At 65.0% G+C, this 24036-nt stretch carries 20 protein-coding genes; 15 read left to right on the top strand and 5 right to left on the bottom strand.

The window, feature by feature from the left end; all coding sequences use genetic code 11:
- Window positions 1-12: 12 nt before the first annotated feature.
- The 3 genes from ACQY4K_RS17840 (at window position 13) to ACQY4K_RS17830 (ending at window position 2698) form a co-directional block, all read left to right on the top strand.
- Entirely contained in the window at window positions 13-699 is a 687-nt protein-coding gene (locus ACQY4K_RS17840) for a GntR family transcriptional regulator (RefSeq protein WP_428391537.1), read from the top strand.
- A 109-nt stretch (window positions 700-808) separates the two neighbouring features.
- On the top strand, window positions 809-1780 hold the full coding sequence (locus tag ACQY4K_RS17835; protein WP_428391536.1) for a VOC family protein: 972 nt from the start codon (window positions 809-811) through the stop codon (window positions 1778-1780).
- Between the two features lie 33 nt (window positions 1781-1813).
- A complete protein-coding gene (locus tag ACQY4K_RS17830; protein ID WP_428391535.1) occupies window positions 1814-2698 on the top strand; it encodes a fumarylacetoacetate hydrolase family protein in 885 nt (294 codons plus the stop codon).
- A 12-nt stretch (window positions 2699-2710) separates the two neighbouring features.
- Here ACQY4K_RS17830 and ACQY4K_RS17825 read toward each other — a convergent pair whose 3' ends face one another.
- Together ACQY4K_RS17825 and ACQY4K_RS17820 are read right to left on the bottom strand one after the other, a co-directional pair.
- Window positions 2711-3301, bottom strand: coding sequence for a malonic semialdehyde reductase (locus ACQY4K_RS17825; protein ID WP_428391534.1), 591 nt, complete (start codon window positions 3299-3301; stop codon window positions 2711-2713).
- Window positions 3302-3403: 102 nt separating this feature from the next.
- Window positions 3404-3613: a dodecin gene (locus tag ACQY4K_RS17820; RefSeq protein ID WP_428391533.1), complete on the bottom strand. Its 210-nt coding sequence runs from the start codon at window positions 3611-3613 to the stop codon at window positions 3404-3406.
- Between the two features lie 326 nt (window positions 3614-3939).
- Here ACQY4K_RS17820 and ACQY4K_RS17815 point away from each other — a divergent pair, with 326 nt between their 5' ends.
- Window positions 3940-4605 (top strand): TetR/AcrR family transcriptional regulator, encoded by a 666-nt coding sequence (locus ACQY4K_RS17815; protein WP_428391532.1) that lies wholly within the window; start codon window positions 3940-3942, stop codon window positions 4603-4605.
- 160 nt (window positions 4606-4765) lie between these two features.
- Window positions 4766-5194, top strand: coding sequence for a hypothetical protein (locus ACQY4K_RS17810; protein WP_428391531.1), 429 nt, complete (start codon window positions 4766-4768; stop codon window positions 5192-5194).
- A gap of 10 nt (window positions 5195-5204) precedes the next feature.
- On the opposite strand, the gene atzF is transcribed toward ACQY4K_RS17810, so the two are convergent.
- Both atzF and ACQY4K_RS17800 read right to left on the bottom strand, forming a co-directional pair.
- A complete protein-coding gene (gene atzF / locus ACQY4K_RS17805) occupies window positions 5205-6992 on the bottom strand; it encodes an allophanate hydrolase (protein WP_428391530.1) in 1788 nt (595 codons plus the stop codon).
- Window positions 6989-7672, bottom strand: coding sequence for a GntR family transcriptional regulator (locus ACQY4K_RS17800; protein ID WP_428391529.1), 684 nt, complete (start codon window positions 7670-7672; stop codon window positions 6989-6991). Before ACQY4K_RS17800 ends, atzF begins: the two co-directional genes overlap by 4 nt.
- Before the next feature lie 434 nt (window positions 7673-8106).
- On the opposite strand from ACQY4K_RS17800, the gene ACQY4K_RS17795 reads away from it, so the two are divergent.
- The 4 genes from ACQY4K_RS17795 to ACQY4K_RS17780 are packed head-to-tail and all read left to right on the top strand — an operon-like array spanning window position 8107 to window position 11450.
- On the top strand, window positions 8107-8895 hold the full coding sequence (locus ACQY4K_RS17795; RefSeq protein ID WP_428391528.1) for a hypothetical protein: 789 nt from the start codon (window positions 8107-8109) through the stop codon (window positions 8893-8895).
- Window positions 8896-8917: 22 nt separating this feature from the next.
- Window positions 8918-9613, top strand: coding sequence for a cysteine hydrolase family protein (locus tag ACQY4K_RS17790; protein ID WP_428391527.1), 696 nt, complete (start codon window positions 8918-8920; stop codon window positions 9611-9613).
- Complete coding sequence (locus tag ACQY4K_RS17785; RefSeq protein WP_428391526.1) at window positions 9610-11208, top strand: hypothetical protein; 1599 nt, start codon at window positions 9610-9612, stop codon at window positions 11206-11208. The genes ACQY4K_RS17790 and ACQY4K_RS17785 overlap by 4 nt, the downstream gene beginning before the upstream one ends.
- A gap of 44 nt (window positions 11209-11252) precedes the next feature.
- The gene (locus ACQY4K_RS17780; RefSeq protein ID WP_428391525.1) at window positions 11253-11450 is read left to right on the top strand and encodes a DUF1192 domain-containing protein; all 198 of its coding nucleotides are present in this window, start codon (window positions 11253-11255) and stop codon (window positions 11448-11450) included.
- Window positions 11451-11786: 336 nt separating this feature from the next.
- Here the strand turns inward: ACQY4K_RS17780 and ACQY4K_RS17775 are convergent, their stop codons facing one another.
- On the bottom strand, window positions 11787-13721 hold the full coding sequence (locus tag ACQY4K_RS17775) for a CocE/NonD family hydrolase (protein WP_428391524.1): 1935 nt from the start codon (window positions 13719-13721) through the stop codon (window positions 11787-11789).
- Window positions 13722-13978: 257 nt separating this feature from the next.
- Between ACQY4K_RS17775 and ACQY4K_RS17770 the strand changes: the two genes are divergently transcribed.
- From ACQY4K_RS17770 to ACQY4K_RS17745, 6 genes are all read left to right on the top strand, one after another.
- Window positions 13979-14791, top strand: a complete 813-nt coding sequence (locus ACQY4K_RS17770) for an IS5 family transposase (protein ID WP_428395994.1) — start codon at window positions 13979-13981, stop codon at window positions 14789-14791.
- A 673-nt stretch (window positions 14792-15464) separates the two neighbouring features.
- Window positions 15465-18353 (top strand): TonB-dependent receptor domain-containing protein, encoded by a 2889-nt coding sequence (locus tag ACQY4K_RS17765; protein WP_428391523.1) that lies wholly within the window; start codon window positions 15465-15467, stop codon window positions 18351-18353.
- Between the two features lie 96 nt (window positions 18354-18449).
- Window positions 18450-20903, top strand: a complete 2454-nt coding sequence (locus ACQY4K_RS17760; RefSeq protein WP_428391522.1) for a ligase-associated DNA damage response DEXH box helicase — start codon at window positions 18450-18452, stop codon at window positions 20901-20903.
- Window positions 20900-21622, top strand: coding sequence for a ligase-associated DNA damage response endonuclease PdeM (pdeM, locus tag ACQY4K_RS17755; RefSeq protein WP_428391521.1), 723 nt, complete (start codon window positions 20900-20902; stop codon window positions 21620-21622). The genes ACQY4K_RS17760 and pdeM overlap by 4 nt, the downstream gene beginning before the upstream one ends.
- Window positions 21619-23091 (top strand): cryptochrome/photolyase family protein, encoded by a 1473-nt coding sequence (locus ACQY4K_RS17750; RefSeq protein WP_428391520.1) that lies wholly within the window; start codon window positions 21619-21621, stop codon window positions 23089-23091. Before pdeM ends, ACQY4K_RS17750 begins: the two co-directional genes overlap by 4 nt.
- 20 nt (window positions 23092-23111) lie before the next feature.
- Window positions 23112-23822 carry a metallophosphoesterase gene (locus ACQY4K_RS17745; protein WP_428396206.1) on the top strand — a complete coding sequence of 237 codons (711 nt, stop codon included), beginning with the start codon at window positions 23112-23114 and terminating at the stop codon, window positions 23820-23822.
- Window positions 23823-24036: the final 214 nt, after the last annotated feature.

Below are 24036 nucleotides of genomic sequence, written 5' to 3'. Positions count from 1 at the left end.
AAGAGGCATGCAATGCGTTCTCGCCAACCCGATAGTCTCACTCAAGCTGTGTATCGCGCGGTGCGCGCTGATCTCCTCGCGTGTCGAACGCGGCCGGGGGAAAAGCTGCGTATTGCAGTCCTCTGTGACCGGCACGGCGCAAGTTCGGGAGCGGTCCGCGAAGCGTTGTCCAGGCTGACCGCTGAGGGTCTGGTGACCCTCGAACCGCAGCGCGGCTTTCAGGCGGGGACGATCTCGGCGGATGGCCTTGCGGACCTGACGGTTGCCCGAGTGGAGGTCGAATCGCTTTGCCTACGCATGGCCATCGAGAACGGGGATCTCGGCTGGGAAGAGCGCCTGCTTGGCTCTGCCCATCGCCTGCGCCGCACGCCCTGGCGCGAGCCTGGCGACACGGCACGGATCGGCGAGGCCTGGGTCAACGCGCACGAGGTGTTCCATGAGGCTCTTGTCGCCGCGTGTCCGAACCAGACCTTGCTTCGGATCAGGTCTCAGCTCTACGCCCAGTCCGAGCGCTACCGAAGCTTGTCCGTGCCGCTGGCGGACGTTGATCGCGACGTGGAAGCCGAACACCGTGGCCTGATGCTTGCGGCGCTCGACCGCGACAAAGATCGAGCGGTGAAGGCGATTGCCTATCATATCAACGAGACGACAAGGATCCTGCTCAGGGCACATTTCAACCGGGCTGAGATGGCGGCCTGAGCAGGCGCGACTATAAAAATGTACTTTCTGTTGACAGGTCTCTGTCTTTGTCCAATGTAGGCTGGATCTGCAGTAGAAAACTGCCAGTCAAACCAAAGGGAGGCCACGCATGACCGCAATTGGCCGCTACCAACAGCCCGTGCGCCGAGGCGGTCTGCTCGGTGTGCACTCCATCGGCGAGTTTGTCCTGACTGTCCCGGATGTGGAAACGGCAGCCCGGTTCTACGGTCACTTCGGGCTCGACACCCTGGCCGACGGCAATTCCCTCGGACTGCATAGCAAAGCCGACGCTTATCGTTGGGGCCGCGTTGTCGAGGGACCGCGCAAGGCCATGCAGCACATTGCCTTTCACTGTTTCGAGGAAGACCTGGGCCGCTTCCGCCGGCATCTCGAACACGAAGGCGTGCCGCTCATCGACCCACCGCCCGGCTTCGATAGCAATGGGCTATGGTTTCGCGACCACGACGGCATGCTGATCGAGATACGCGTTGGGCCCAAAACGTCGCCGGACAGGAAGGTGCCGATGGCGGTGCAATCAACACCTGCCGGGCAGCGCAACGCGCCCTATAGACGGCTGTCCGACCGTGTTCCGCCACGTCGTTTGAGTCATATACTCCGCTTCACGCCGGACATTGACCGGGCTGTCGCGTTTTATAGTCGCATCCTGGGCCTCCGCCTCTCCGACAGGTCAGCCGATGCCATAGCGTTTCTGCACGGTGTTCACGGCTCCGATCATCATCTCGTCGCGTTCGCGAAGTCGAACGCCCCCGGTCTGCATCATCTGAGCTGGGACGTTCCCGCGATTGAGGACATCGGGCTCGGTGCCATGGCGATGGCCGACAAGGGTTACATGAAGGGATGGGGTTTCGGCCGGCACGTTCTCGGCTCAAACTACTTCCACTACGTGCAGGACCCTTGGGGCAGTTTTTCAGAGTATTCGTGTGACATAGATTATGTCCCGAACACCATGGACTGGGAGGGCGTCAACCATCCTATGGAGGACGGGTTCTATCTTTGGGGCCCAAACCTGCCGCCCGATTTCGTCCATAATTACGAGGCCGAAGGCGGCTCACCCACGTAGCCGCAGATCAATGCAACCTGGAGCACGATCTATATGGAGTTCGCCGCCTATGTCCAGGATGGCCGCGCCGGTCTCGCCGCGACCGACGGCTCACGGCCATTTCACGGTCTGTCACTTGAGGATCCGCGCTCGCCGGGCGATCTGCTGACGCTTCTGCAACAGGGCGGCGATGCGCTCGCCCAAGCCGGGCGTCTTCTTCTTGACGCTGGCGCCCCCATTCGGCTTGAAGATGTCATCCTGCACCCGCCGATCCGCAATCCGGGCAAGATCATCTGCATCGGGCTGAATTATGCAGATCACTCCGCAGAGAGCGGCTTCAAACAGCCGGAGTATCCAGCCGTTTTTGCCAGGTTCGCGTCGAGCCTGGTCGGGCATCAGGCGGCAATCGTGCGTCCCAGCGTCTCAGAACAGCTGGATTATGAGGGCGAGGTCGTCGCGGTGATTGGCAAGGCTGGACGCGCCATCGAACGTGCGGCGGCCCTGGACCACGTCGCCGGCTACTCGTTGTTCAATGACGCATCCGTGCGCGACTACCAGTTCAAGTCGCAGCAATGGACGGTCGGCAAGAACTTTGACGGCACCGGCGCATTCGGTCCGGTCTTTGTCACTGCCGAGGGGCTGCCATCAGGGTGCAAGGGTCTGCGGTTGAAGACACGGTTGAACGGTATGGTGGTCCAGGACGCCTCGCTCGACGATCTTGTCTTTGATGTTGCAACACTCGTAAGCCTTCTCAGCGTACCGTTTGCGCTCGAACCGGGTGACATTATCGTGACTGGTACACCAGCCGGCGTTGGCCTGGCGCGCACTCCGCCGCTCTGGATGAAGCCGGGCGACGTGTGTGAAGTCGAGGTGCAGGGTATCGGCACTCTGCGCAACCCGATCATTGATGAGGGATCGGCGCCGGCCTTCCAACCGTGATCGAATAAACGGCTACAGCGTCAAGCTGACATCGTCGAAGGTCAGGCGTGGCAAACGATTGAATACCTTGGCTGGATCTCCGTGGCCGATGCCGCAGATGAGGTTTGCGCGCCAGGATTTATCAGCGAAAAACTCGGCGTTGACCTTAGCCGCGTCGAAACCGGACATGGGGCCCACGTCCAGTCCCACAGCCCGCAGCGCGAGCATCAGATAGGCGGCCTGGAGAGATCCGTTCCTGAACGCGGTCGGTTCGATCATCGCTTCATTTGCAGTAAAGTAGGCTTGGGCCTTGGGGTTGTGCGGGAATACCGTTGGCAACTTATTGTGGAACTCGACATCATAGGCGATGATTGCCACAACTGGCGCGGTCAGTACCTTTTCCACATTAGTCGGAGCGAGCGCTGGTTTCAGGCGCTCCTTGGCTTCGGAGGAACGCAGCAAAACCAGCCGCATCGGTTGCGTGTTCATTGACGTTGGGCCCCATTTGGCGATGTCAAACGCCTTGCGGATCTCCGCATCGTCCACCCCGTCCGGGTGCCATCCGTTTTGCGAACGCGCGTCGGTAAACAGCGTCGCAAGGGCAGAATTGTCTAAGGCACTCATTCAGAACCCTTCCTTGATGGAACTGCAAAGACCGATAGCCGCTGGTTGGCGGTTGGTTTTAGGAATTGCTGCAAATTTGGCGGCCAAGCACCGCGATCGGTGTTAGCCCTCCAGGGTAAAGCCCAACTTCAGCGTGACTTGGAAGTGCTGCACTTTGCCGTCCACGACATGCCCGCGGGTTTCCATGACCTCGAACCAGCCGATATGGCGGATCGTCTCGCTTGCCTTTGCAACCGCTCCTCGTATGGCATCTTCGATTGAGGCCTCGGAGGAGCCGACAATCTCTACGACCTTGTAGGTGTGGGCGGGCATTTGCTTCTCCCAACTGCGGCTGATTGATGAATTCCGAGGCTCACGTATCCGTGCGCAACCAGGAGGCCTCTATCATTTCCATGACCGGCAATGCCATGACGCGAGTACAATCAAGCCCTAAGGACTTCGCCGACGATCACAGCGCACGTTGCCTTTAATCGTACGGTATGGTCTTAAATAGGCTGCGGTATGTCAAGCCCAAATAGGTGGAGCGGCGCTGTTCGGAAGGCGAGTGGATTTGGTTTTGAGGGGAGTGTCGGCCTTGGTGCGAGGTGCATGAAACATGGCGCTAGGGTCCAGGGTTGCTGATGCAAAGAATGGAAGGAATGAGTGTGCGCGTAAAGACCGAGGTCAGACGCCAGGCGATCGTTGACGTCGCTCTTGAGGTCTTTCGAGAGTTCGGCTTTGAACGGTCGAGCATGGCGATGATTTCCCGCCGGCTCGGCGGCTCGAAGGGCACCCTGTATAGCTACTTCAAGTCAAAGGAGGACCTGTTCGAGTCGGCGATGAGATCTGCCTGTGAGGGTCCGGGGGACCAGATCATGGATCTTCTCGACCCAAGACGAGACGATCTTCGGGTTGTGCTGAAGGCCTTTGCCAAAGCCTACCTTACCTTCATCATAGGGGAGCAGGTTCTGGTGATAACGCGGACGGCGATCGCCGAAGGTTCCAGCACTTCACTCGGGCCGCATCTCTACGAGCAGGGGCCCGGACGAGCCTTGAGGAAAATGGAGGCATACTTCGCCAAGCTCATACAAGGCGAAAAACTACGTCAGGAGTCCCCCGCAGTGATGTCGCGCCACTTCAAGGGCCTTGTCGAGGCCGGGTTCCTGGAACAGGCCCTGTACGGCGCCCCTGTGCAAAACGACAAGGCGATTGATCATGCGGTTGACACATTCCTACGCGCCTACGAACCGCCACTCTGTTCCGCGAAAACCATCAGCAAGGAGCGGCTCGTAACACATGCCGTAACCGAAACGATGGTCGGGTGAGTGGGTGGTCGCCCTGCGCTTGCGAGACCGGGTCAGCAAACCCGCTCAGGGCGTGTCACGCCGCCGTTCTGTCCAATCGGATCGGTCGGCGTTAACTGCTTGGTTACTTAGGTGTGCGATACTGCCCTGCATGGTGGATGTGATTTCGTCGGAAGCTGCCTTGCCCACGCCCGCGGTGTCGTCGTCCCCTCCGCCGGGCCACGGAACCAGCCTGTTCCACGAACTGCTCGAAGACCTCAACCCGCTGCAATATGTGCCAGTCGTCGGCACGATCTATCGGGCGATCACCGGCGATGAGGGCAATCCAACATTGCGCTTCGCCGCCTCGCTCGGCACCAGCTTCGCGCTCGGCGGACCGATTGGGGTCGCCATAACGGTCGGCGAAAGGATGGCGGGGATCGACCCGGAGAGGATGGCACTGAACGCCGCGCGACATCTGTTCCAACTCGGTCACGGGCAAGCACCGGCGGCGATGCCGGCGGCGGAGCCGGTCGCGCCAGCACAAACCCAGATGGCGTTTGCGGTCGACAGCAGCGGGATGACCGCGGACCAGCTCAACGGCCTCGAACTGCAGCGCCTGGCCGGCTGATCGCCGTAAATCAGCCCTGTGCGGCTGCTGCCAGATAGGCGCGCCAGCCGCCATGGTCCGTGATCTCGCGGGCGCCCGCCAGTGCTGCGGGTTCGCACAAAAACCCCGGCACCAGGCTGCCGTCGGCAAGCAGCACCTTGCCGATGCTCATCGGCTGCGGTACCGCGGCCACGAAGCGGCCGAACGCCTCGGCGGTCAGGCGCCAGAGCTCAATGGCGACCCCGGGGCCGACAAATCGCTCGTCGCGCAGCAAGGCGGGCTTGGCGGGGCTGGTGCCGGCGAGCAGCATCAGCCGGTAGCAGGCGGCCGTTTGCACTGGACCCTCGAAGCATGCGCCGAGCGCCACCAGTTCGGCGTTCAGGCTCATGCCGCTCATATGCGCACCCGCGACCGCGAGCGGGATGTCGCCCGCGGCCTCCGGGTCGCTCCAGGCGGGCGCGCGCGCCAGACCGCTGCCGACTCGCGCACCTGCATGCAGGCGGCCGCCGAGCGCCGCCAGATCGTCGTCGCAAAAGGCCGGCCCGACCAGTGTCACACCAGCGGGAAGCCCATTGCCGCGAAAGCCCGCTGGCACCGCGATGGCAGCATAGTCGAGCAGGTTGACGAAATTGGTATAGAGCCCGAGGCGGCTGTTGCAGCCGAGCGGATCCCCGCGGATCGCCTCGGTCGTGAAGATGGTGGGCGTGGTCGGCAACAGCAGGACATCGATGTGGCGCCATTGCCGTGCCGCCAGGCCGGCGAGTGCTTGCAGGCGATACTGCGCAACGAAGGCGTCCGCCGCACTGAAGCCGGCGGCGCCGTCGATGATCGAGCGCACCTGGGCATCCATCTGGTCCGCGTGAGCGGCGTGGAACGCGCCGATCGCAGCCAGGCGTTCGGCCACGAATGCGCCGCCATAGAGCATTCCGGCCACCTCGCGGAACGGCGCGTAGTCGATCACGACGGGCGCACCGCCAAGCGCGCGTAGCCGCCCGATTGCATCGTCGTAGATCGCCGCCGCCTCGTGGTCGCCATGGAACTCGCGGTCGTGCTCGGCCAGCACGCCGAAGCGGAACGCGCGTCCCGGCAGTGGGCGGGCGGCTTCGTCGCGACTGAACGGATCGTCGCCGTCGGGGCCACGCAACACGTCGAGCACAGTGCGCGCCTCATCTGCGGTAGCGGCAAAGATGCTGACGCAATCGAGCGAGCGGCAGGCGGGTACCACCCCGCGCGTACTGACCAGCCCCTTCGTCGGCTTCAGGCCGACAATGTTGTTGAAGCTCGCCGGCACCCGCCCCGAGCCGGCGGTGTCGGTGCCGAGCGCGAACGATACCAGGCCTGCCGCCACCGCGACGGCCGAGCCGGAGGAGGAGCCGCCCGAGATCACCAACGCGTCGAACACGCAATGCGGCGCGCCGAAGGGCGAGCGGGTGCCGACCAGGCCGGTTGCGAACTGATCGAGGTTGGTCTTGCCGAACAGCATCGCCCCCGCATCAAGCAGACGCTGCACGGCAGCCGCGTCGTCGGCCGGCGTATAGGCGAAGGCGGGGCAGGCGGCGGTGGTCGCGTAGCCGGCGGCGTCGATATTGTCCTTCACCGCAAACGGAATGCCGTACAGCGGCAGGCGCGCGCCAAGCGGGTCGGCTTCGAGGTCGGCCGCGCGCCGCAGCACCCGTGCGGCGTCGGCGCGCGCGATCCACACCGCCGGGTCCGGATACCGGTCGATAGCCGCGAGCACCGCGCGCGCGACCGAGGTCGGGGTCTCGCGGGCGGCACGATAGGCCTCCAGCAAAGCCGGGATTTGCAGGTTTGGGGTCATGGGTCTGGCCTGACCGCCCGGAGCAGGGTCGAGGCATCGCTGACCAGCAGCAGATGCGCCCGCATTTCGCGCGCCGCGGCATCGCCGTCACGACGCGCGATGCACGCCGCCACCCTGCCGTGCTCGGTGAAGGATCCGAGCAGACGTCCGGTCAGCTCGAACTGCGCGCGTCGGAACGGCGCCACCCGCAGCCGCATCGCCCGGGTGATGGCGGCGAGCTCGGGATTCTTCGTGCCGTCATAGATGCGCTCGTGAAACGCGCGGTTGAAGCGTTCGTAGGCGCGATGGTCGGACGCGTCCACCAGGACGCGACTGTCGAGATGCGCACGCATCAGCGCGCCGCTCTCCTGGCTCGACATGCGCAGCGCCGAGAGCCGCGCCGCGGCGGCCTCGAGTTCGGCCATCGCCTCGAACATGGCGTCGAGCCGGCCGCGGCCAATGCGGCTGACCACCATGCCGCGCCGAGGCCGGCGCTCGACCAGCCCGGTGCCCTCAAGGTGATGCAGCGCCTCGCGCACCGGGGTGCGTGAAACACCAAAGCGTGCCGCCAGCGGCTCTTCCTCGAGCCTGATCCCGGGCAGCAGATCACCTTCGATGATGTCCTGTGCGAGCTGGCGGGCGAGGTCCTCGGCGGCGGAGAGCCGCGCCGGCGGGGCGGCCTTGGTGGCGAGCGGATCCATGCAATTCCCTGAGGCGGCCTGATGCGGACGTCACATGCCGGGGCCGTGGCGCCGTGCGCAAGCCCCGCGCGGTGGTCCTGATAAAGAGCTCGAAATCGAGACAATTGCGCTTGCATGACGTATGCACTGTAGCATACAGTTTTGTATACAAAAAGCGCCGACGACAGCAATCGGCCTCTGGTGGAAACGTGCATGGTCCCGAAGCGGCAGCGGCCGCGACGGGACGCCTGGCTGGCGTGACACCAACCGGAGGCATGAAACATGCGTCTTCGCAGTCTCGGACTTCTGTTTCTCGGATCGTTGGCCTGGCCAGCGACGGGGCAAGCCCAAAGCAGCACGATCCAGAGCGACGGCGCGCAGGCCGCACCTCTCTCGAACACCCAGACCCAGCCCGGACAAATGCAGCCGACCCTGACCGCGCCGCCATCAACACGGTGGCGCTGCATGGCTTCGTCGACGCGTCGCTGAATTTTTACGCCACGCCGCGCGGCCTGCTGGTGACCGACAAAGGCGACACCGTGCAGCTCCTCGACGGCCTGGTACTCGACTTTCCACGCGATGCCAAAAGTCGGTTCTCGGACTTCTCGATCGTCGCCGGCACCTGGAGCGACTTCAATCCCGGCTACCAGGCGCCCAACCGCAACGTCGTCAACGAGGTGGATTATTTCGCCGGCGTCGGCGCCAAGCTGTTCCACGACTTCAAGGCGGGCGTGCAATATGTCGCCTTCACCAGTCCGCAACGCGCCTTTCATGTCAAGCATAATATCGAATTCAACCTGTCCTTCGACGATTCCCCCTGGCTGCAGCCGATCTCGATCCAGCCTTACGCAAAGCTGTTCTGGGCGGTCGCCGGCAGTTCGACGGTGATCACCGGGCGGCAGGGCAATACGTTTGATGTCGAGCTGGGCGCGTTGCCGGCCTGGGACCTGCATGCCTATGGCGCGCCCCTGGTGCTGACCGCACCGACCTGGATCACCGTCGGACCCGCAAGCTATTGGGGTGGGCAGAGCAATTTCGGCGTCGTGTCGGCCGCCCTGAAGGCGACCGCGCCGCTCGACTTCATCCATTTCGGCGCCTGGTATGCAGACGCCGCCATCCAGTTCTACCATATCATGAACAGCCAGCTCATCCTGGCGCAGATGCTTGACGGCACCGGGCAATTCGGCACGCCCGCGCACCGCAATTTCGGCATCTGGTCGGTGGGCTTCGGCCTTGGCCTTTGAAGAAGGTGGGAGTGAAGGCGCCGTGCCCACAATCGCCGCTCTACCGCAGGCGTTTGCACTCGATACGGCCAAAGCGGCGCTGCTGATCATCGACATGCAGCGCGACTTTCTCGAGCCGGGCGGCTTTGGCGCGGCACTCGGCAACGATGTCGGGCAGCTCCGTTGCGTGATCGCACCGTTGCAGGTCCTGCTGCATGCGGCGCGCGGTTTCGGCATGGCGGTGATCCATACCCGTGAGGGCCACCGCCCCGACCTCGCCGACCTGCCGGCCTCGAAGCTGGCGCGCGGCCGCCCCGGCGCGCGCATCGGCGATACCGGCCCGATGGGCCGCATCCTGGTCCGCGGCGAGCCCGGCCATGCCATCATCGACAAGCTGGCGCCACGCGCCGACGAGCCGGTCATCGACAAGCCCGGCAAGGGTGCGTTCTTCGCCACCGACCTCGACGACATCTTACGCACACGCGGCATCACCCAGCTTCTGGTTGCGGGCGTAACCACCGAGGTCTGCGTCAGCACGACGGTGCGCGAAGCCAACGACCGCGGCTTCGACTGCGTCGTCCTGGAAGACTGCACCGCCTCCTATACGCCCGAGTTCCATGCGCTGTCCTTGCGCGTGATCGCGGCCCAAGGCGGCATCTTCGGCTGGGTCGCCCGCTTTACAGACATCCTGCCGTCCCTGGCCCCTCCCCTCCGACCGAACAGGAGCAGCACGCCATGAGCCATTCAAACACCGCCCCGTTCCGACCAAAACTCTGGGTTGTCGGCGATCTCAACGCGTTCTTCGGCTTCGGCACGAACATCCTGGTCAACGTCCTGGTGCTGACCGGATTGTTGCGGATCGTGCTGAACATGCCCGACCATCTGGTGTTCGGCCGGATCCTGCCGGCACTCGGCCTGATGCTGTTCCTGAGCACCGTCTGTTATGCGTGGCTGGCACGAAGGCTCGCCATACGCACCGGCCGCAGCGATGTCTGCGCGCTGCCCTCGGGTATCAGCGTGCCGCACATGTTCGTCGTCACCTTCGTGGTCATGCTGCCAATCCTGCATGCGACGCACGACCCGATGCAAGCCTGGAACGCCGGCCTGACCTGGGTGTTCGTGCAAAGCTTCGTGCTGATGGGCGGCAGCCTGATCGCACCCACTATCCGGCGCATCACGCCGCGCGCCGCCCTGCTCGGCTCACTCGCCGGCATCTCCATCACCTTCATTTCGATGAGCCCGGCGGCGCAGATCTTCCAGACCCCGATGATCGGCATCATTTGCTTTGCCGTCATCCTGCTCGCCTGGTTCGGCGGCGTGCGCTATCCCGCCGGTATCCCGGGCGGCCTGATGGCGATCCTGATCGGAACACTGGTCGCCTGGGGCTCGCATCTCTTCGGCCTGTCCTATGGCGGCCTCGACGGCGCCAGTCTGGCGCGCTCGGTCGCGGGCTTCGGCTTTTCATATCCGATCCCGGCGATCGGCCACGTCTTCGCGGGCTTCCATTTCCTCGGCATCATCCTGGTCACCGCTATCCCGTTCGGCATCTACGATCTCGTCGAAGCGATGGACAATGTGGAGAGTGCGGCGGCCGGCGGCGACGCCTTCCCCACCACGCAGGTGCTCGGCGCCGACGGCGTCATCAGCCTGATCGGTTGCTGCATGGGCAACCCGTTCATCAATGCCGTCTATATCGGCCATCCCGGCTGGAAGGCGATGGGCGGACGCATCGGCTATTCGGCGGCGACGGGGATCCTGGTGCTGCTGCTGACCAGCTTTGGCATCATCTCGGTGCTGATGGCGCTGATCCCGGTCGTCGCGATCCTGCCGATTCTGCTCTATATCGGCATGCTGATCGGCGCGCAGGCGTTCCAGGAGACGCCGCACCGGCACGCGCCGGCGATCATCCTGGCTTTGGTGCCGCAGATCGCCGCCTGGGGAAAGACGCTTGTGGACAATGCGCTCGGCGTCGCCGGCACCAATGCCGCCGCGATCGGCTTTGACAAGCTGGCAAATGCGGGCGTGCTGTATCAAGGTCTCGCGGTACTCGGCGGCGGCGCCACCCTGGCCGGCGTCATTCTCGGCTCGATCACCGTGCTGATCATCGACCGCGACCTGCTCAAGGCCTCGATCTTCGCACTCGTCGGCGCCGGCCTGACCTGGTTCGGCCTGATCCACAGCCAGGCGATCTGCTTCGGACGCACCCCGGCCGTGGCGTTTGCCTATCTGTCGGTGGCGGTCGTGCTGTTCGTCTGCGCCCGCACCACGTCCTCTTCAAAGAACCCGGTGCACGCCGAGGTCAGCGGTTCTGGACTTGCCGCGGAAGCGACCTGAGCGCAAAACTGACGGCCGGGCAAACGGCGCACGGAGGCTGACAGGTGAGCGATAATCTACCGGAGCGGCCGCGTGCAAGGCTGAACATTCTGCCGCTGGATTCCATGGGCATCGACGAACTGCACGCCTATATCGCGGAACTCCGCAACGAGATCGAGCGGGCCGGGGCGATGATCGTGCGCAAGCAGCAACATCGCGATGCCATGCAGTCGGTGTTCGGAAAGCCGCCCGGTCCGGGCTGACGAGGGCGATCTGATCGATACCGTGATCGGAATATTCTCGCAGCCAGGATGGCAATTTCCGCCATACAGGCAATGGCTATGAAAGAGCAGATCGGACAGCTCAGATATATCCTACCCAGCGGCTCAGTTCCGAAGCAGAGGTCAGAGACAAGGACCCGCCTCACCGCCAGTGTCATCAGATATTTGAGCGTTTTGTCAAAATCGACAGACTCCGCGGATAACATCCGGCTGGAAGAAAATCGGAGGCGATCAGGGCAAACAGAACGAAAACGCCAAATGGGAGACGAGCTCAATGATGTTGCACGTCCGACGCGACATGATCCAGTGTCGATGGACCTATTTCTGTTCGGGTAGCAACACTGCGCTTGCCATGCCGGGTGCGTGATAGATGCGCTGTGTGGCAGTGTGATAGTCCGACGGTTTGGCAAAGAAAATGTTCTGCACGAAAGTCTGCGGATTGCGGTCATAGAGCGGAAACCAGCTCGACTGCACCTGAACCATGAGGCGGTGGCCGGGCAGGAAGACGTGGTCGATGTCAGTCAGTGGCAGCTTATACTCGACAACCTTGCCGGCCGGGATCGCGGTCGGGCGGGCGGGGTCATCGCGGGAGCGGCCGCGGAGAATGTCCATCGAGACGGCGAGCTGATAGCCGCCCATCTCCGGCTTCTCCGGGACGATATCAGGATAGACGTCAATCAGCTTGACCACCCAGTCGCTGTCGGTGCCGCTGGTTGAGGCGAACAGGTCGACGAGCGGCCGGCCGGCAATATGCAGCGGCTTTGCGAGGGGTGCCGAGGTGTAGACCAGCACGTCGGGCCTGGCGGCGGCGAAACGCTGATCGTCGACCAGCCAGGTGCGCCAGCTCGAGCCCTTGACGTAGGGGGCGCGGTTCGGTCGTTCGCGGTAGGTGACCGGCTTGGCCGGGTCGCTGACATACTCGTCGTAGGCGGCGCCTGATGCGGGCATGTGATAGAGGGCGAGCGTGCCGCCGGCGCCGAAATAGAGCGGCGTGGTGGCCTTGGCGACCGGCCAGTCCGGTAGCTGAACCCAATTGTCGGTGCCGGTCACGTAGGCAGTGACGCGGGCGATGTGCGCCGTGGGTGCTGCGTCCTTCAGATGCGCGTCCAGGAACGGGATCATGACGTTTTGGCGGAACCACTTGCCGGTGTCGGAGCCCCAGTCCAACACGCCAAGCGTGGAGGCGCGGGCGTTCTCCTCGCCGTGATACCAGGGGCCGAGAACGAGATGCAGCTTATCGTCCCCCGGCTTGCCCTTGAGCGCGCGCCAGACGGCGGGTGCGCCATAGATGTCCTCCTGGTCCCACTGACTGTCGACCAGCAGCGTCGGCACCGTCAGCGGGGCTTTTGCCAGGATCCTGTCGACCGCCTGGTCCTGCCAGAAGTCGTCATAGGCGGGATTGTGGCTCAGGCGTTGCCAGAACGGCAGCTGCTGCATGCCCATCGCGGCGCCGAACGCGCCAGCAGAGACATAGTGCATGAAGGTGTCATAATCGTCGTAGCGAAGCGAAAACCAGTGCTCGCCGGAATCCTTCTTCGCGGTCTGGCCATAGACATAGCTCATCATCTCCTGGCGGAAGGCGCCGTGATGGAACCAGTCGTCGCCCATCCAGACATCGACCATCGGGTTCATCGGCACCGCCGCCTTGAGTGCTGGATTCGGATCGATCAGGCTCATCAGCGTGGTGAAGCCGTCATAGCTGGTGCCGATCGTGCCGACCCGGCCGTTGCTGTCGTGCACATTCTTCACCAGCCAGGCGATGGTGTCGTAGGCGTCGGTCGCATTGTCCGTCCTGGTCACATTCAAGGCGCCGCGGACCGGGCGGTTCATGACATACTTGCCCTGCGAGCCGTATTTGCCGCGCACATCCTGGACGACGATGATGTAGCCATGCTCCGCGAGCTCGGCATAGGCGGGGAACAGGATCTGGCCGAGCAGCGGGCCGCCCTCGCCACGCTCTGTCAGCTTGGAGGCGCTGTAGGGCGTGCGATCCAGCATCATCGGACCGTGCGCAACCCCTTTCGGGATGACGATGACGGTATGCAGCTTCACGCCGTCGCGCATCGGGATCATCACGTCGCGCTTGACGTAGTCAAAGCCGTTCCGGATCGGGGTGAAGGTCTTCGGAATGTCGCCGCCTGCTGATGGCGGGACCTGTTGCACCTTCGACGTGGTCTGGGCCAGGGCGGCCGGCGCCACAGCCAAGGTAAGAATGACGCAGGCGACACTTGCCCGAAGCGTGTTTGTCGTCATCTTGGCTCCTGAAATCTGGTCCGGCTGATTGAGCACGCGTCGGGCATCAAGTCCATAAGAGACCTGCCGACACGTGCAGCGCGCGAGAAAAATGGTCTGCGCGTCGATGTCGATGGCCTGCGAACAGCCTGCAGGTTTTCGCTGATGAAAACGAAATCGCTAAGAGGCCGTCTCTGAACGACAGCGGAATGGGGGTGGGTGGTTACGCGAGAATGTGCTTCCAACAGGTTGTCGAGACCGAGTTGGATGAACGCCTCATGTGGAACGCAACCACCCGCGCGCAGCATATGCGCGACAGGCTCCGCTTTACCAGTGACATGACGGACGCCGAATGGGCTGTCCTGGAGCCGCTTCTGCCCCCACCTTCGCCGGTTGGAAGACCGCCCGAATGGCCGATGCGCGAGATCGTCAACGCCATCTTCTACGTCCTGCGCGGCGGTATCTCGTGGCGGATGCTGCCGCCCTGTTTTCCGCCTCGACAGACGGTCTATGGCTGGTTTGCGGTGTGGCGGCGCGCCCGCGTATGGGAGGCGGTCACGCATCAGTTGGTCATGTTTGACCGCGAACGGGCCGGGCGTGAGGCCAGTCCCAGCGCCGCCGTCATCGACAGCCAGAGTGTCAAGACCACAGAGGCCGGTGGTCCGCGCGGCTACGACGCCGGGAAGAAGGTGCTCGGCCGAAAGCGGCACGCGATGGTGGACACCGATGGCAGGCCGTTGATGCTGCAAGTTCATCCCGCGTCGGTCCAGGATCGCGACGGAGCGGTCCCGTTGCTGAAGGCCTCCCGTCGCCGCTTCCCCTTCGTAGAGCGCGCCTTTGCTGATTCCGCCTACGCCGCCGAACGGGTGGCCGATGCCACCTCCATTGCCATTGAGATCGTCCGCAAGCCCGCAGGCCAGATCGGCTTCGCCGTCCATCCACGCCGTTGGGTCGTCGAGCGGTGCTTCGCTTGGCTCAACCGAAATCGGCGCTTGGCAAAGGACTTTGAGGCTACCATTGCTTCGGCGACCAGCTTCCTCTACGCCGCGTCAGCCATGCTACTTATCCGGAGAACGGCTCGTTGCACATGAGTTCAGAGTCGGACTCTAAGCCACCGCGCGGCAGGCGATCAGAGACTTGCCTTGTCCAAGAGACGCCCTGTCGAACGCGTTGCAGCCTTTGAAGCGGCGATCGTCGTCTGCGTGCAGCCGCGGCCGAAAAAATGCCTTTCTGGGCGGATGACCAATCCAAGGATCTGAAGAGCAAATGAACAGTTACGGCCGGTCTTCGCCGCCAAGTCGCAGCTCTCTTGCTGCCCGAAAAATAAGCAACGTTTTGCACATAGACATGGCACATGCATAACAAGCAACCTGGCAACGGATGACTTTACCACCATCTCTCTTGTAACCAAAGTACCACGACGCCCATAGTCCGGCAAAATGGCCAAAATTTAGGCTTGTTCCTCCGACTCATCGAACCGTAGCGTGACAACGCGGTAACGAGCCCACGTCATCCCAGCCACGATGCAAGCGGAACAGCACCGATATGAGATCAACGTCCCGATATCGGCATTATTGCCTGTCCTCCACGGCCCTCGCCGTCTGGTGCCTGGCACTCGGCACAATGACACCTGCCGCTGCACAGACTTCGGCGCAGACGACCACTCACAAGCAGCTCAATACGAAAGTGCCCGCCAAGCCCCATAAGATCGCGCGTGCCTTCCCGACAGGCCAGACCACTTCAACGCCCCTCATTGCAACACGCGTGGCGCAATCTGGCAGCGTTCCGGCAGCGCCATCCGGCGCGCCCCAGAACAATGCCGCCGCGGCCACGGCGATCCAGAGTCCCGGCACCACCGCGGCACCAGTGCAGAACACATCAGAAAACGTCATGGTCACCGGCTCGATCCTGCGCAACCCGAACCTGTCCGGCGCCAACCCGGTGACGACCCTGACGGCGACCGACCTCAAGCGGCGCGGCATTTCCACGGTGGCGCAGGCGCTACAGACAGTCACCGCGAATGGTGCTGGCAACCTGCCGGCGAACTTCAGCGGCAATGGCGCTTTCGCCAGCGGCGCCTCGGGTGTGTCGCTGCGCGGGTTGACCACGGATTCCACCCTGGTGCTGATCGACGGACAGCGCGCGGCGTACTACCCGCTGTCCGACGATGGCGAGCGCAGCTTCGTCGATACCAACAGCATTCCGCAATCGATCATACAGTCGATCGACGTGCAGCAGGATGGCGGTTCGGCGACCTACGGCGCGGACGCGGTGGCCGGTGTGGTGAACATCATTACCCGCAAGCAGATCGAAGGCTTCGAGGGCGGTGCCGAAGGCGGCCTGACGCAGCGCGGCGACGGCGGCCACCAGCGGCTGTATGCGACCTATGGCTACGGTGACCTGGACCGGGATAATTTCAACATCTGGCTCAACGGCGAGTACCAGCAGGACGACCTGATCAGGAACAGCGACCGCGGCTTTCCCTACAACACGGAAAATCTTTCCAGCCTCAACGGCAGCAACGGCAATCCGAACGGCCTCAACGGGGACGGCAGCTTTGCCGGTCTCAGCTCAAGCGGTGTGCGTGTCGCCCTGGTGCGGCCGGTGACCATCGGTGCCGGCGGCGCCCTCACGTCGCAGGGGCTGATCCAGCCGATCAATCCGCAGCTCGGCTGTGATGGTCTCGCCACCCACGTCGTTGCGCGCACCGGCACGGTCTGCGAGCAGAACCTGATCGGCGACTATTACATCATCCAGCCAAGCGACCGGCGCATCAGCTCCACGCTGAAGGGGACGGCCAATCTGAGTGCCGACGCCCAGGCCTATGCGATGTTCACCTACTCGCAAAACCAGGTTTATTTCCCTCACCGTCCCGATTACATTACGAACCACAGCTCGTCCGGCGACGTCAGTCTTGCCAACATCACGCTGCCGGTCCGTTTGGCCAACGGCCAGCTCAACCCGAACGACCCGTTCGCGGCGCAAGGCTTTCCGGCACGCATCTACTACCGCTTCGGCGACCTCATCCCGCAGGAGACGGACTACAACCAGACCTTCCGCGGCTCCAGCGGCGTCAACGGGTCGATCGGATCGTCATGGGGCGGCGACTGGCACTATAACGTCGATGTCGTCGGCATGGTCGACAGTCTGCGCCGCACCATCACCAACGTGCCAACCTTCCAGGGCATTCTGAACGCGGTCAGCACCGGGTCGTACAACTTTGTCGATCCGTCGCAGAACAGTCAGGCCGTGCGCAGCGCCGTCGCGCCGACCAACGTAATCCAGGCCACCTCACAGGAATTCGCGCTCGACGTGATACTTTCGAAAGGCCTCTTTGAACTGCCCGGCGGCATGACCACGCTCGGTGTCGGCGGTCAGGCCCGCTACGAGTCGCTCAACGATCCGAGCGCCACACCCGATGACCCGTTGAACCCGAACGCGCAATATCTGCGCACCATCAATCCGTTCAGCGCCGCCGGCAGCCGCAAGGTCGGATCGACGTTCTTTGAGCTTGGCATCCCGTTCGTCAAGCAGTTCACCGCCGATGTGTCCGGACGCTACGACAACTATTCCGAAGGATTTGACAATTTTGCACCAAAGGTCGGTGTGATCTTCAAACCGATCCCGCTTCTGACCCTGCGCGGCACCTACTCCAAAGGCTTTCGCGTGCCGAGCTTCGCCGAGACCGGCGGCCTGAACTACGGTTATGTGTCCTCGCCGCCGCTTCCGGCATCCTTCCTGGCCATGCACGAGACCAGTGCCGGCACGCCGGACGCCTATGCGACGGCACCGTCGTTCGCGCTTCGCACTGTCGGCAATCCGAACCTGAAGCCGGAGCATAGCGACAACTTCACCGGCGGCGTGATCGTGCAGCCGAAGCCCTGGATCAGTTTGTCCGCTGATTCTTACTACATCAAAAAGAACGACTACGTCGTCACCTCGGACTCCAGCGCGCCGCTCGCGGCTTACTATGCGGGCCTGAACCCGCCCGGCGTGCTGCCGGACGTCACCGATCCCGACCATCCCGATGCCATGCCGCGTGCCGGAACCGTCGACGTCACCTACATCAATGCGGCGAGCCTGGTGACCGACGGCTTTGATCTGCAGCTCTCCACCCGCGCCCAACTGCCCGGCAGGTTGAGCGACATCACCTGGATCAGCAGCGGCACCGCGACCTATATCGACCGCTACAACATTACCTATCCCGGCGTCGGCACCGAGCGATACGCAGGCACGCTGGGGCCATACAATGTCACCTCCGCGTCCGGCACACCACGCTGGCGCGCGAGCTGGCTCAACACCTTCATCTACAACAGGCTGACCGTAGGCGTCGCCACCTACTACACCAGCGGCTACCGCACGACCGCCGAGGACATCACCGGTCCCAACACCGCCGGCGACTGCGCCAACGCGCTCGTCGGCTTTACCGGCGCGCCTATGCGCTGCGGTGTCAACAGCTTCTGGGACGTGGACCTGACCTTCAACTACGCCGTCACCCCCGGCCTTCACCTCTACACCAACGTCTACAACGTCGCCGATGCGCGTCCGCCCTTCGACACCGGAACCTATGGCAGCTACCTCTACAACCCCTCCTGGGCCGCGGCCGGCATCCTTGGCCGATCCTTCCGCTTCGGTGTCACGGACAGATTCTAGTTGACCCGGCTTCAGCCGCTTACAACGGAACGGCGGCTGACGCTGCGATCGGCAGGGGCTTTGCGGATATAGCCTGCCGGCCTATCTGAACAGACGATGAACACCGCCTTGCCGCGCCGCTTTGACGCCTGGTTTGCACAACGCGGCTGGACCCCGCGCGTGCACCAACTCGATGTGCTCGCGCTTGCGCGGGATGGCCGGGATGTGTTGCTGATCGCGCCGACCGGTGGCGGCAAGACACTGGCCGGCTTCCTGCCCAGCCTGATTGCTCTCGCGGATGGCGGCACGGATGGCCTGCACACGCTCTATGTCAGTCCGCTGAAGGCGCTTGCTACAGACATCGCGCGCAACCTTACGGCACCCGTCTCCGAAATGGCGCTGCCGATCCGGATCGAGACACGCACCGGCGATACCCCCGCCGATCGTCGCGCGCGGCAGCGCGAACGGCCGCCACAGATCCTGTTGACCACGCCGGAGAGCCTCGCCTTGCTGCTTTCGCGTGGCGATGCTCCGGCGTTCTTCGCGGGTCTTGCTTATATCGTCATCGACGAGGCGCATGCGCTCGCCGGGACCAAACGTGGCGACCAGTTGGCGCTGTGCCTGGCGCGGCTCGCGGTGCTCGCGTCCGGTGCCAGCCGGATCGGGCTGTCGGCGACGGTCGCCGATATCGACCGGTTGCGCGCCTATGTCGGGCGGCACGCGCCGGCGTCGCTGATCGAGGCGCCGTTGGGTGCCGCTCCCGATATCAGGCTACTGCTGCCCGAGGAGCGGGTGCCGTGGTCCGGGCGGATGGGGCTGGCGGGGGCGTCGGCGATCCTGGCGCGGGTTCGCGAGGCGGGCATGACCATCGTCTTCGTCAACACCCGTGCGCAGGCCGAGCTGCTGTTCCAGGCGATCTGGCGGCTCAATGACGAGACCCTGCCGATCGCACTCCATCACGGCTCGCTCGACATCAACCAGCGACGGCGGGTGGAGGCGGCGATGAGCCTCGGCAAAGGCGCGCCGGGGGCCTTGCGCGCGGTGATCGCCACCTCCTCGCTCGATCTCGGCATCGATTGGGGCGGCATCGACCAGGTGATCCAGGTCGGCGCGCCCAAGGGCGTCTCGCGCCTGCTGCAGCGCGTCGGGCGCGCCAACCACCGCATGGACGAGAGCAGCAGCGCGGTGCTGGTGCCGGCCAACCGCTTCGAGGTGCTCGAATGCCAGGCGGCGATCGCCGGCGCCGCGGCGATGGAACTCGACGGCGAGGCAGCCCTGCCCGGCGGCCTCGACGTGCTGGCCCAGCATGTGTTGCTGATGGCCGCGAGCGCGCCGTTCATGCCCGATGCGCTGTTCGACGAGGTGCGCACGGCGCAGCCTTACGCCGGGCTCAGCCGACACGATTTCGACGACGTGCTCGGCTTCGTCGCCACTGGCGGCTACGCGCTCGCCGCCTATGAGCGTCACCATAAGCTGTTCACCGACTCCGAGAGCCGGGTGCATATCAGCGGCGAACGGGTCGCCCGGCAGGCGCGCATGAATGTCGGCACCATCGTCGAGGCGCCGCTGCTCAAGGTGCGGCTGGGCGGCCCGCGCGGCCTGAACCTCGGCGAGATCGAGGAGTCCTTCGCGAGCCACCTGCGCGAGGGCGACGCCTTCCTCTTCGCCGGACGCAAGCTGCGCTTCCTGCGTCTGCGCGAGACCAATGTCGAGGTGGCCGAAGGCGCCGCCGGCGACCCGCTGGTCCCGGCCTATGCCGGCGCCCGCAACCCGCTGACCGCGGGGCTCGCCGCCCGCGTCCGGGCGATGCTGCACGACCCCGCGACCTGGGCGTCGTATCCCGAGCCGGTGCGCGAGTGGCTGGCCCTGCAGCAGGACCGCTCGGCGCTGCCCGGCCCCGACGACCTGCTGGTTGAGATCTTCCCGCGCCAGGGCCGCTGGTTCCTGATCGCGTACTGTTTCGAGGGCCGCAACGCGCATCAGACGCTGGGCATGCTGCTCACCCGCAGGCTGGCGCGGGCGCGCTCGATGCCGCTCGGCTTCGTCGCCACCGATTATGCGATCGCCATCTGGTGCGGCGAGGCGCCGCCGGTGGACATCGCCGCTTTGTTCGACGAAGACATGCTGGGCGACGATCTGGAAGCCTGGATGGCGGAGAGCTCGATGCTGCGGCGGACCTTTCGCAACATCGCGGTGGTGTCAGGCCTGACCCCGCGCCAGCGTCCGGGCGAGACCGCGACGCGCCGGCAAGTTACGATCAACACCGACCTGCTCTACGACGTGCTGCGCCGCCACCAGCCCGACCATGTACTGCTGCGCGCGACACGCCTGGAGGCGGGTGGCGGCCTCACCGACGTCGACCGGCTGGCGGCCCTGCTCTCCCGCGTAGCGGGACGGGTGCGGGTGATGCGGCTGGCGCGGGTGTCGCCGCTGGCGGTGCCGGTGATGCTTGATATCGGCCGCGAATCGGTGCGCGACGGGCTCTCCGAGGATCAGTTGCTGGCGGAGACCGAGGCGCTGGTCGCCGATGCGATCGGTGTTGACCCCGAGCGCCTGGTGCTGCGCGCGTGATCGCGTCCGCCATCTCTGTCGCCGGCGAGCGCCTGCTGCTCGATCCGCGCGGCGTGCTGTACTGGCCGGCGGCACGGCTGCTGGCGGTGGCCGACCTGCATCTGGAGAAGGGCAGTGCGATGGCCCGCGACGGCGGTCTGGTGCCGCCCTGGGACAGCGCGATCACGCTGCGCCGGCTGGTCGCCTGCATCGAGGATTGGCGACCGGAAATCGTCGTCGCCCTCGGCGACAGCTTCCATGACCGCGACGCCATCCGCCGCCTGAATGCGGCCGATGCGGCGACGCTGCGCGGGATCGCCGCGCGCGCCAGACTGGTCTGGATCCGCGGCAACCACGACCCGGAGGCACCGGCGGGGCTGCCGGGCGAGCCATGCCACAGCTTCACGCTGGGGCCGCTGCGCCTCAGGCATGAGGCCGTCGTGGCGACGGAGCTGGCCGAGCTATGCGGCCACCATCATCCCAAGGCGCGGATCGCGACCCGCGGCGGCACCGTCAGCCGGCCCTGCTTCGTCGCCTCCCATCGCAGGCTGATGCTGCCGGCGTTCGGCGCCTATACCGGCGGCCTGGATGTGAGCAATCCTGCGATCGCGCGCTTGTTTCCGGGCGGCGGCAGCGCCTTCCTGCTCGGTGACGGGCGGCTGTTCCGCTTCGCCCTCGGCCCGGCGCCAGCAGGTGAGAACCCCGGCCGACCCCGGATGTTACAGGTCCGCGACGCATGAGCAGGGGGTCCGACGACACGATGACGAAGCGGGCAAAGGCCAGGACGGCGCTCGTCTGGTTCAGGAACGATCTGCGTCTGGCCGATAATCGCCCGCTGAGTGCCGCATGCGCGGGCGCCGAGCGGGTGCTCGCGGTCTACGTGCATGACGCCGCCGCCGCCGGTCGCTGGCAGCCGGGCGGCGCCGGCCTCTGGTGGCTGCATCACAGCCTGCGTGCGCTAAGCGAGGCGATCGCCAAGGCCGGCGGCACCCTGGTGCTGCGACGCGGCGACGCCGCCGCCATCATCCCCGAACTCGCGCGCGCCGCCGGGGCTGACCAGGTGCATTGCGGCGCGACCCACGAGCCCTGGCTGCGGGAACTCGATAACAAAGTCGCGGAACAGCTGCGCGAGCACGGGATCGCCCTGCTGCACCACCGGGTCGCCACCCTGTTCGATCTCGACGAGATCCGCACCCAGCAAGGCGGCGTCTATGGCGTCTATACGCCATTCGCCCGCACCTGCCGGGCCCTGCCCGACCCGGAGCCGCCGTTGCCGGCGCCGAAGCATATCGACGCGCCGCTAGGCGATTGGGCCAACGAGGCGCTCGACGATTGGGGGCTGCTGCCGACCCGGCCGGATTGGGCTGCTGGCCTGCGCGCGACCTGGCAACCCGGCGAGGCCGCGGCCCAGGCCCGCCTCGCGCGCTTTCTCGGCCATCACCTCGATGGCTACGGCGACAGCCGCGACATCCCCGGCGACGAGGACGGCACCTCGATGCTGTCGCCGCATCTGCGCTGGGGCGAAATCTCAGCGGTGCAGGTCTGGCACGCGGCGCGCAAGGCGTCGTCCGCCGCCGGGCTTGGGACCTTCCAGGGCGAACTGCTCTGGCACGAGTTCGCGGCCTATCTGCTGGCCAACCATCCCACCTTGCCCGAGCAGCCGCTGCGCGAGGCGTTCACGAACCTGCCCTGGCGCCGCGACCCCAAGGCCTTGCGTGCCTGGCAGCAGGGCCGCACCGGCCTGCCGATCGTCGATGCCGGCATGCGCCAACTCTGGCAGGTCGGCTGGATGCATAACCGGGTGCGGATGATCACCGCCTCGCTGCTGTGCAAGCATCTGCTGCTGCCCTGGCAGGAGGGCGAGGACTGGTTCTGGGACACGCTGGTCGATGGCGATCTCGCCACCAACAGTGCGAGCTGGCAGTGGGTCGCGGGCTGCGGCACCGACGCGCAGCCGTTCTTTCGCATCTTCAACCCGGTGACCCAGTCGAAGAAGTTCGACACTGAGGGCACCTACATCCGACGCTGGGTGCCCGAACTCGCACGCCTGCCGAACCGCTATCTGCATGCCCCCTGGGAGGCGCCGTCCGCGGCCCTTACCCAGGCCGGCGTCGCACTCGGCCGCGACTATCCGCGGCCGATCGTCTCGCTCGCGGAAGGCCGCGACCGCGCGCTCGCGGCCTTCCGCGACGAGGTGCGGCACACCTGATGAGTGACCCGCGCTTTCTGATGGATGGCGAACAGCCAGCGCCGCACGTCCCAGCGCTGCACGTCAAGGTGCCGCGGGACCGCCCGCTGCGTGTCGTCGGCGACGTGCATGGCGACGCCCGCGCCTTTGCCCACGCCATCGCCACCGAGCGCTTCATCATCCAGCTCGGCGACCTGATCGACCATGGTCCGTCCAGCGCCGAGACCTTGCGACAGATGTTCGGGCTGATCGACGAGGGGCGCGGCCTGTTCCTGGTCGGCAACCATGACCGCAAGCTTGGCCGCGCCTTGGCCGGCCATCGCATGCGCCCCGATCCGCCGCTGGAGGCCACACTGACCCAGCTCGACGATTCGGGCCTGCGCGCGCGCGCCCTGCTGGAGATCGGCCGGGCTCCTGCCTGGCTGGTGCAGGGAAGCCGCATCTTCGTGCATGGCGGCTTTCACACCGGCATGCTGGAGCAGGACCCGCCGGCCCCGCTCGGCCGAGTGACGCCGCTGCTGTCACGGGCGCTGTTCGGGGAGACCACCGGACGCATGCAGGAGGACGGCTATCCAGAACGCCGGCTGAACTGGGTGGACCACATCCCACGCGGCTTTACCGTCTATTGCGGCCACGACCGTCGCAGCACCGACGGCAGGCCATGGGTGCGGCACGGCCGCGGCGGCGGCACTGCGATCTTTACCGACACGGGCGCCGGCAAGGGCGGCCATTTGGCCTGGATTGATCTTTAGACAGGGTTAGGGAAAGAGCCAGGCAAGGCTTTGCCCTTGACCGGGTTCCCATCGCGCGAGCGCGATGGGGCCCGACACTGGGGCCGTCACGCGAAGGCGTGCGACGCACGTCACGCGAAGGCGTGCGACGCACGACGGCCCCAGACCCCGTTTCTGCCATCCTGTTCGTACCGGTCTGCATGCGCGGGATAACTCCACGCTTGTCGCCCGGCTG

It is taken from the genome of Lichenicoccus sp. (assembly GCF_965276875.1).
In the GTDB taxonomy this organism is placed as follows: domain Bacteria; phylum Pseudomonadota; class Alphaproteobacteria; order Acetobacterales; family Acetobacteraceae; genus Lichenicoccus.
Note: the sequence above shows the minus strand (reverse complement) of the source record. Positions and strands in the feature narration are given on the sequence as shown.

Bases quoted from the DNA above. Each gene is read 5' to 3' on its own strand.
- ACQY4K_RS17840 (WP_428391537.1), top strand. From the start codon at position 13: ATGCGTTCTCGCCAACCCGATAGTCTCACTCAAGCTGTGTATCGCGCG.
- ACQY4K_RS17835 (WP_428391536.1), top strand. From the start codon at position 809: ATGACCGCAATTGGCCGCTACCAACAGCCCGTGCGCCGAGGCGGTCTG.
- ACQY4K_RS17830 (WP_428391535.1), top strand. From the start codon at position 1,814: ATGGAGTTCGCCGCCTATGTCCAGGATGGCCGCGCCGGTCTCGCCGCG.
- ACQY4K_RS17825 (WP_428391534.1), bottom strand. From the start codon at position 3,301: ATGAGTGCCTTAGACAATTCTGCCCTTGCGACGCTGTTTACCGACGCG.
- ACQY4K_RS17820 (WP_428391533.1), bottom strand. From the start codon at position 3,613: ATGCCCGCCCACACCTACAAGGTCGTAGAGATTGTCGGCTCCTCCGAG.
- ACQY4K_RS17815 (WP_428391532.1), top strand. From the start codon at position 3,940: ATGAGTGTGCGCGTAAAGACCGAGGTCAGACGCCAGGCGATCGTTGAC.
- atzF (WP_428391530.1), bottom strand. From the start codon at position 6,992: ATGACCCCAAACCTGCAAATCCCGGCTTTGCTGGAGGCCTATCGTGCC.
- ACQY4K_RS17800 (WP_428391529.1), bottom strand. From the start codon at position 7,672: ATGGATCCGCTCGCCACCAAGGCCGCCCCGCCGGCGCGGCTCTCCGCC.
- ACQY4K_RS17785 (WP_428391526.1), top strand. From the start codon at position 9,610: ATGAGCCATTCAAACACCGCCCCGTTCCGACCAAAACTCTGGGTTGTC.
- ACQY4K_RS17775 (WP_428391524.1), bottom strand. From the start codon at position 13,721: ATGACGACAAACACGCTTCGGGCAAGTGTCGCCTGCGTCATTCTTACC.
- ACQY4K_RS17770 (WP_428395994.1), top strand. From the start codon at position 13,979: ATGTGGAACGCAACCACCCGCGCGCAGCATATGCGCGACAGGCTCCGC.
- ACQY4K_RS17760 (WP_428391522.1), top strand. From the start codon at position 18,450: ATGAACACCGCCTTGCCGCGCCGCTTTGACGCCTGGTTTGCACAACGC.
- ACQY4K_RS17750 (WP_428391520.1), top strand. From the start codon at position 21,619: ATGAGCAGGGGGTCCGACGACACGATGACGAAGCGGGCAAAGGCCAGG.
- ACQY4K_RS17745 (WP_428396206.1), top strand. From the start codon at position 23,112: ATGGATGGCGAACAGCCAGCGCCGCACGTCCCAGCGCTGCACGTCAAG.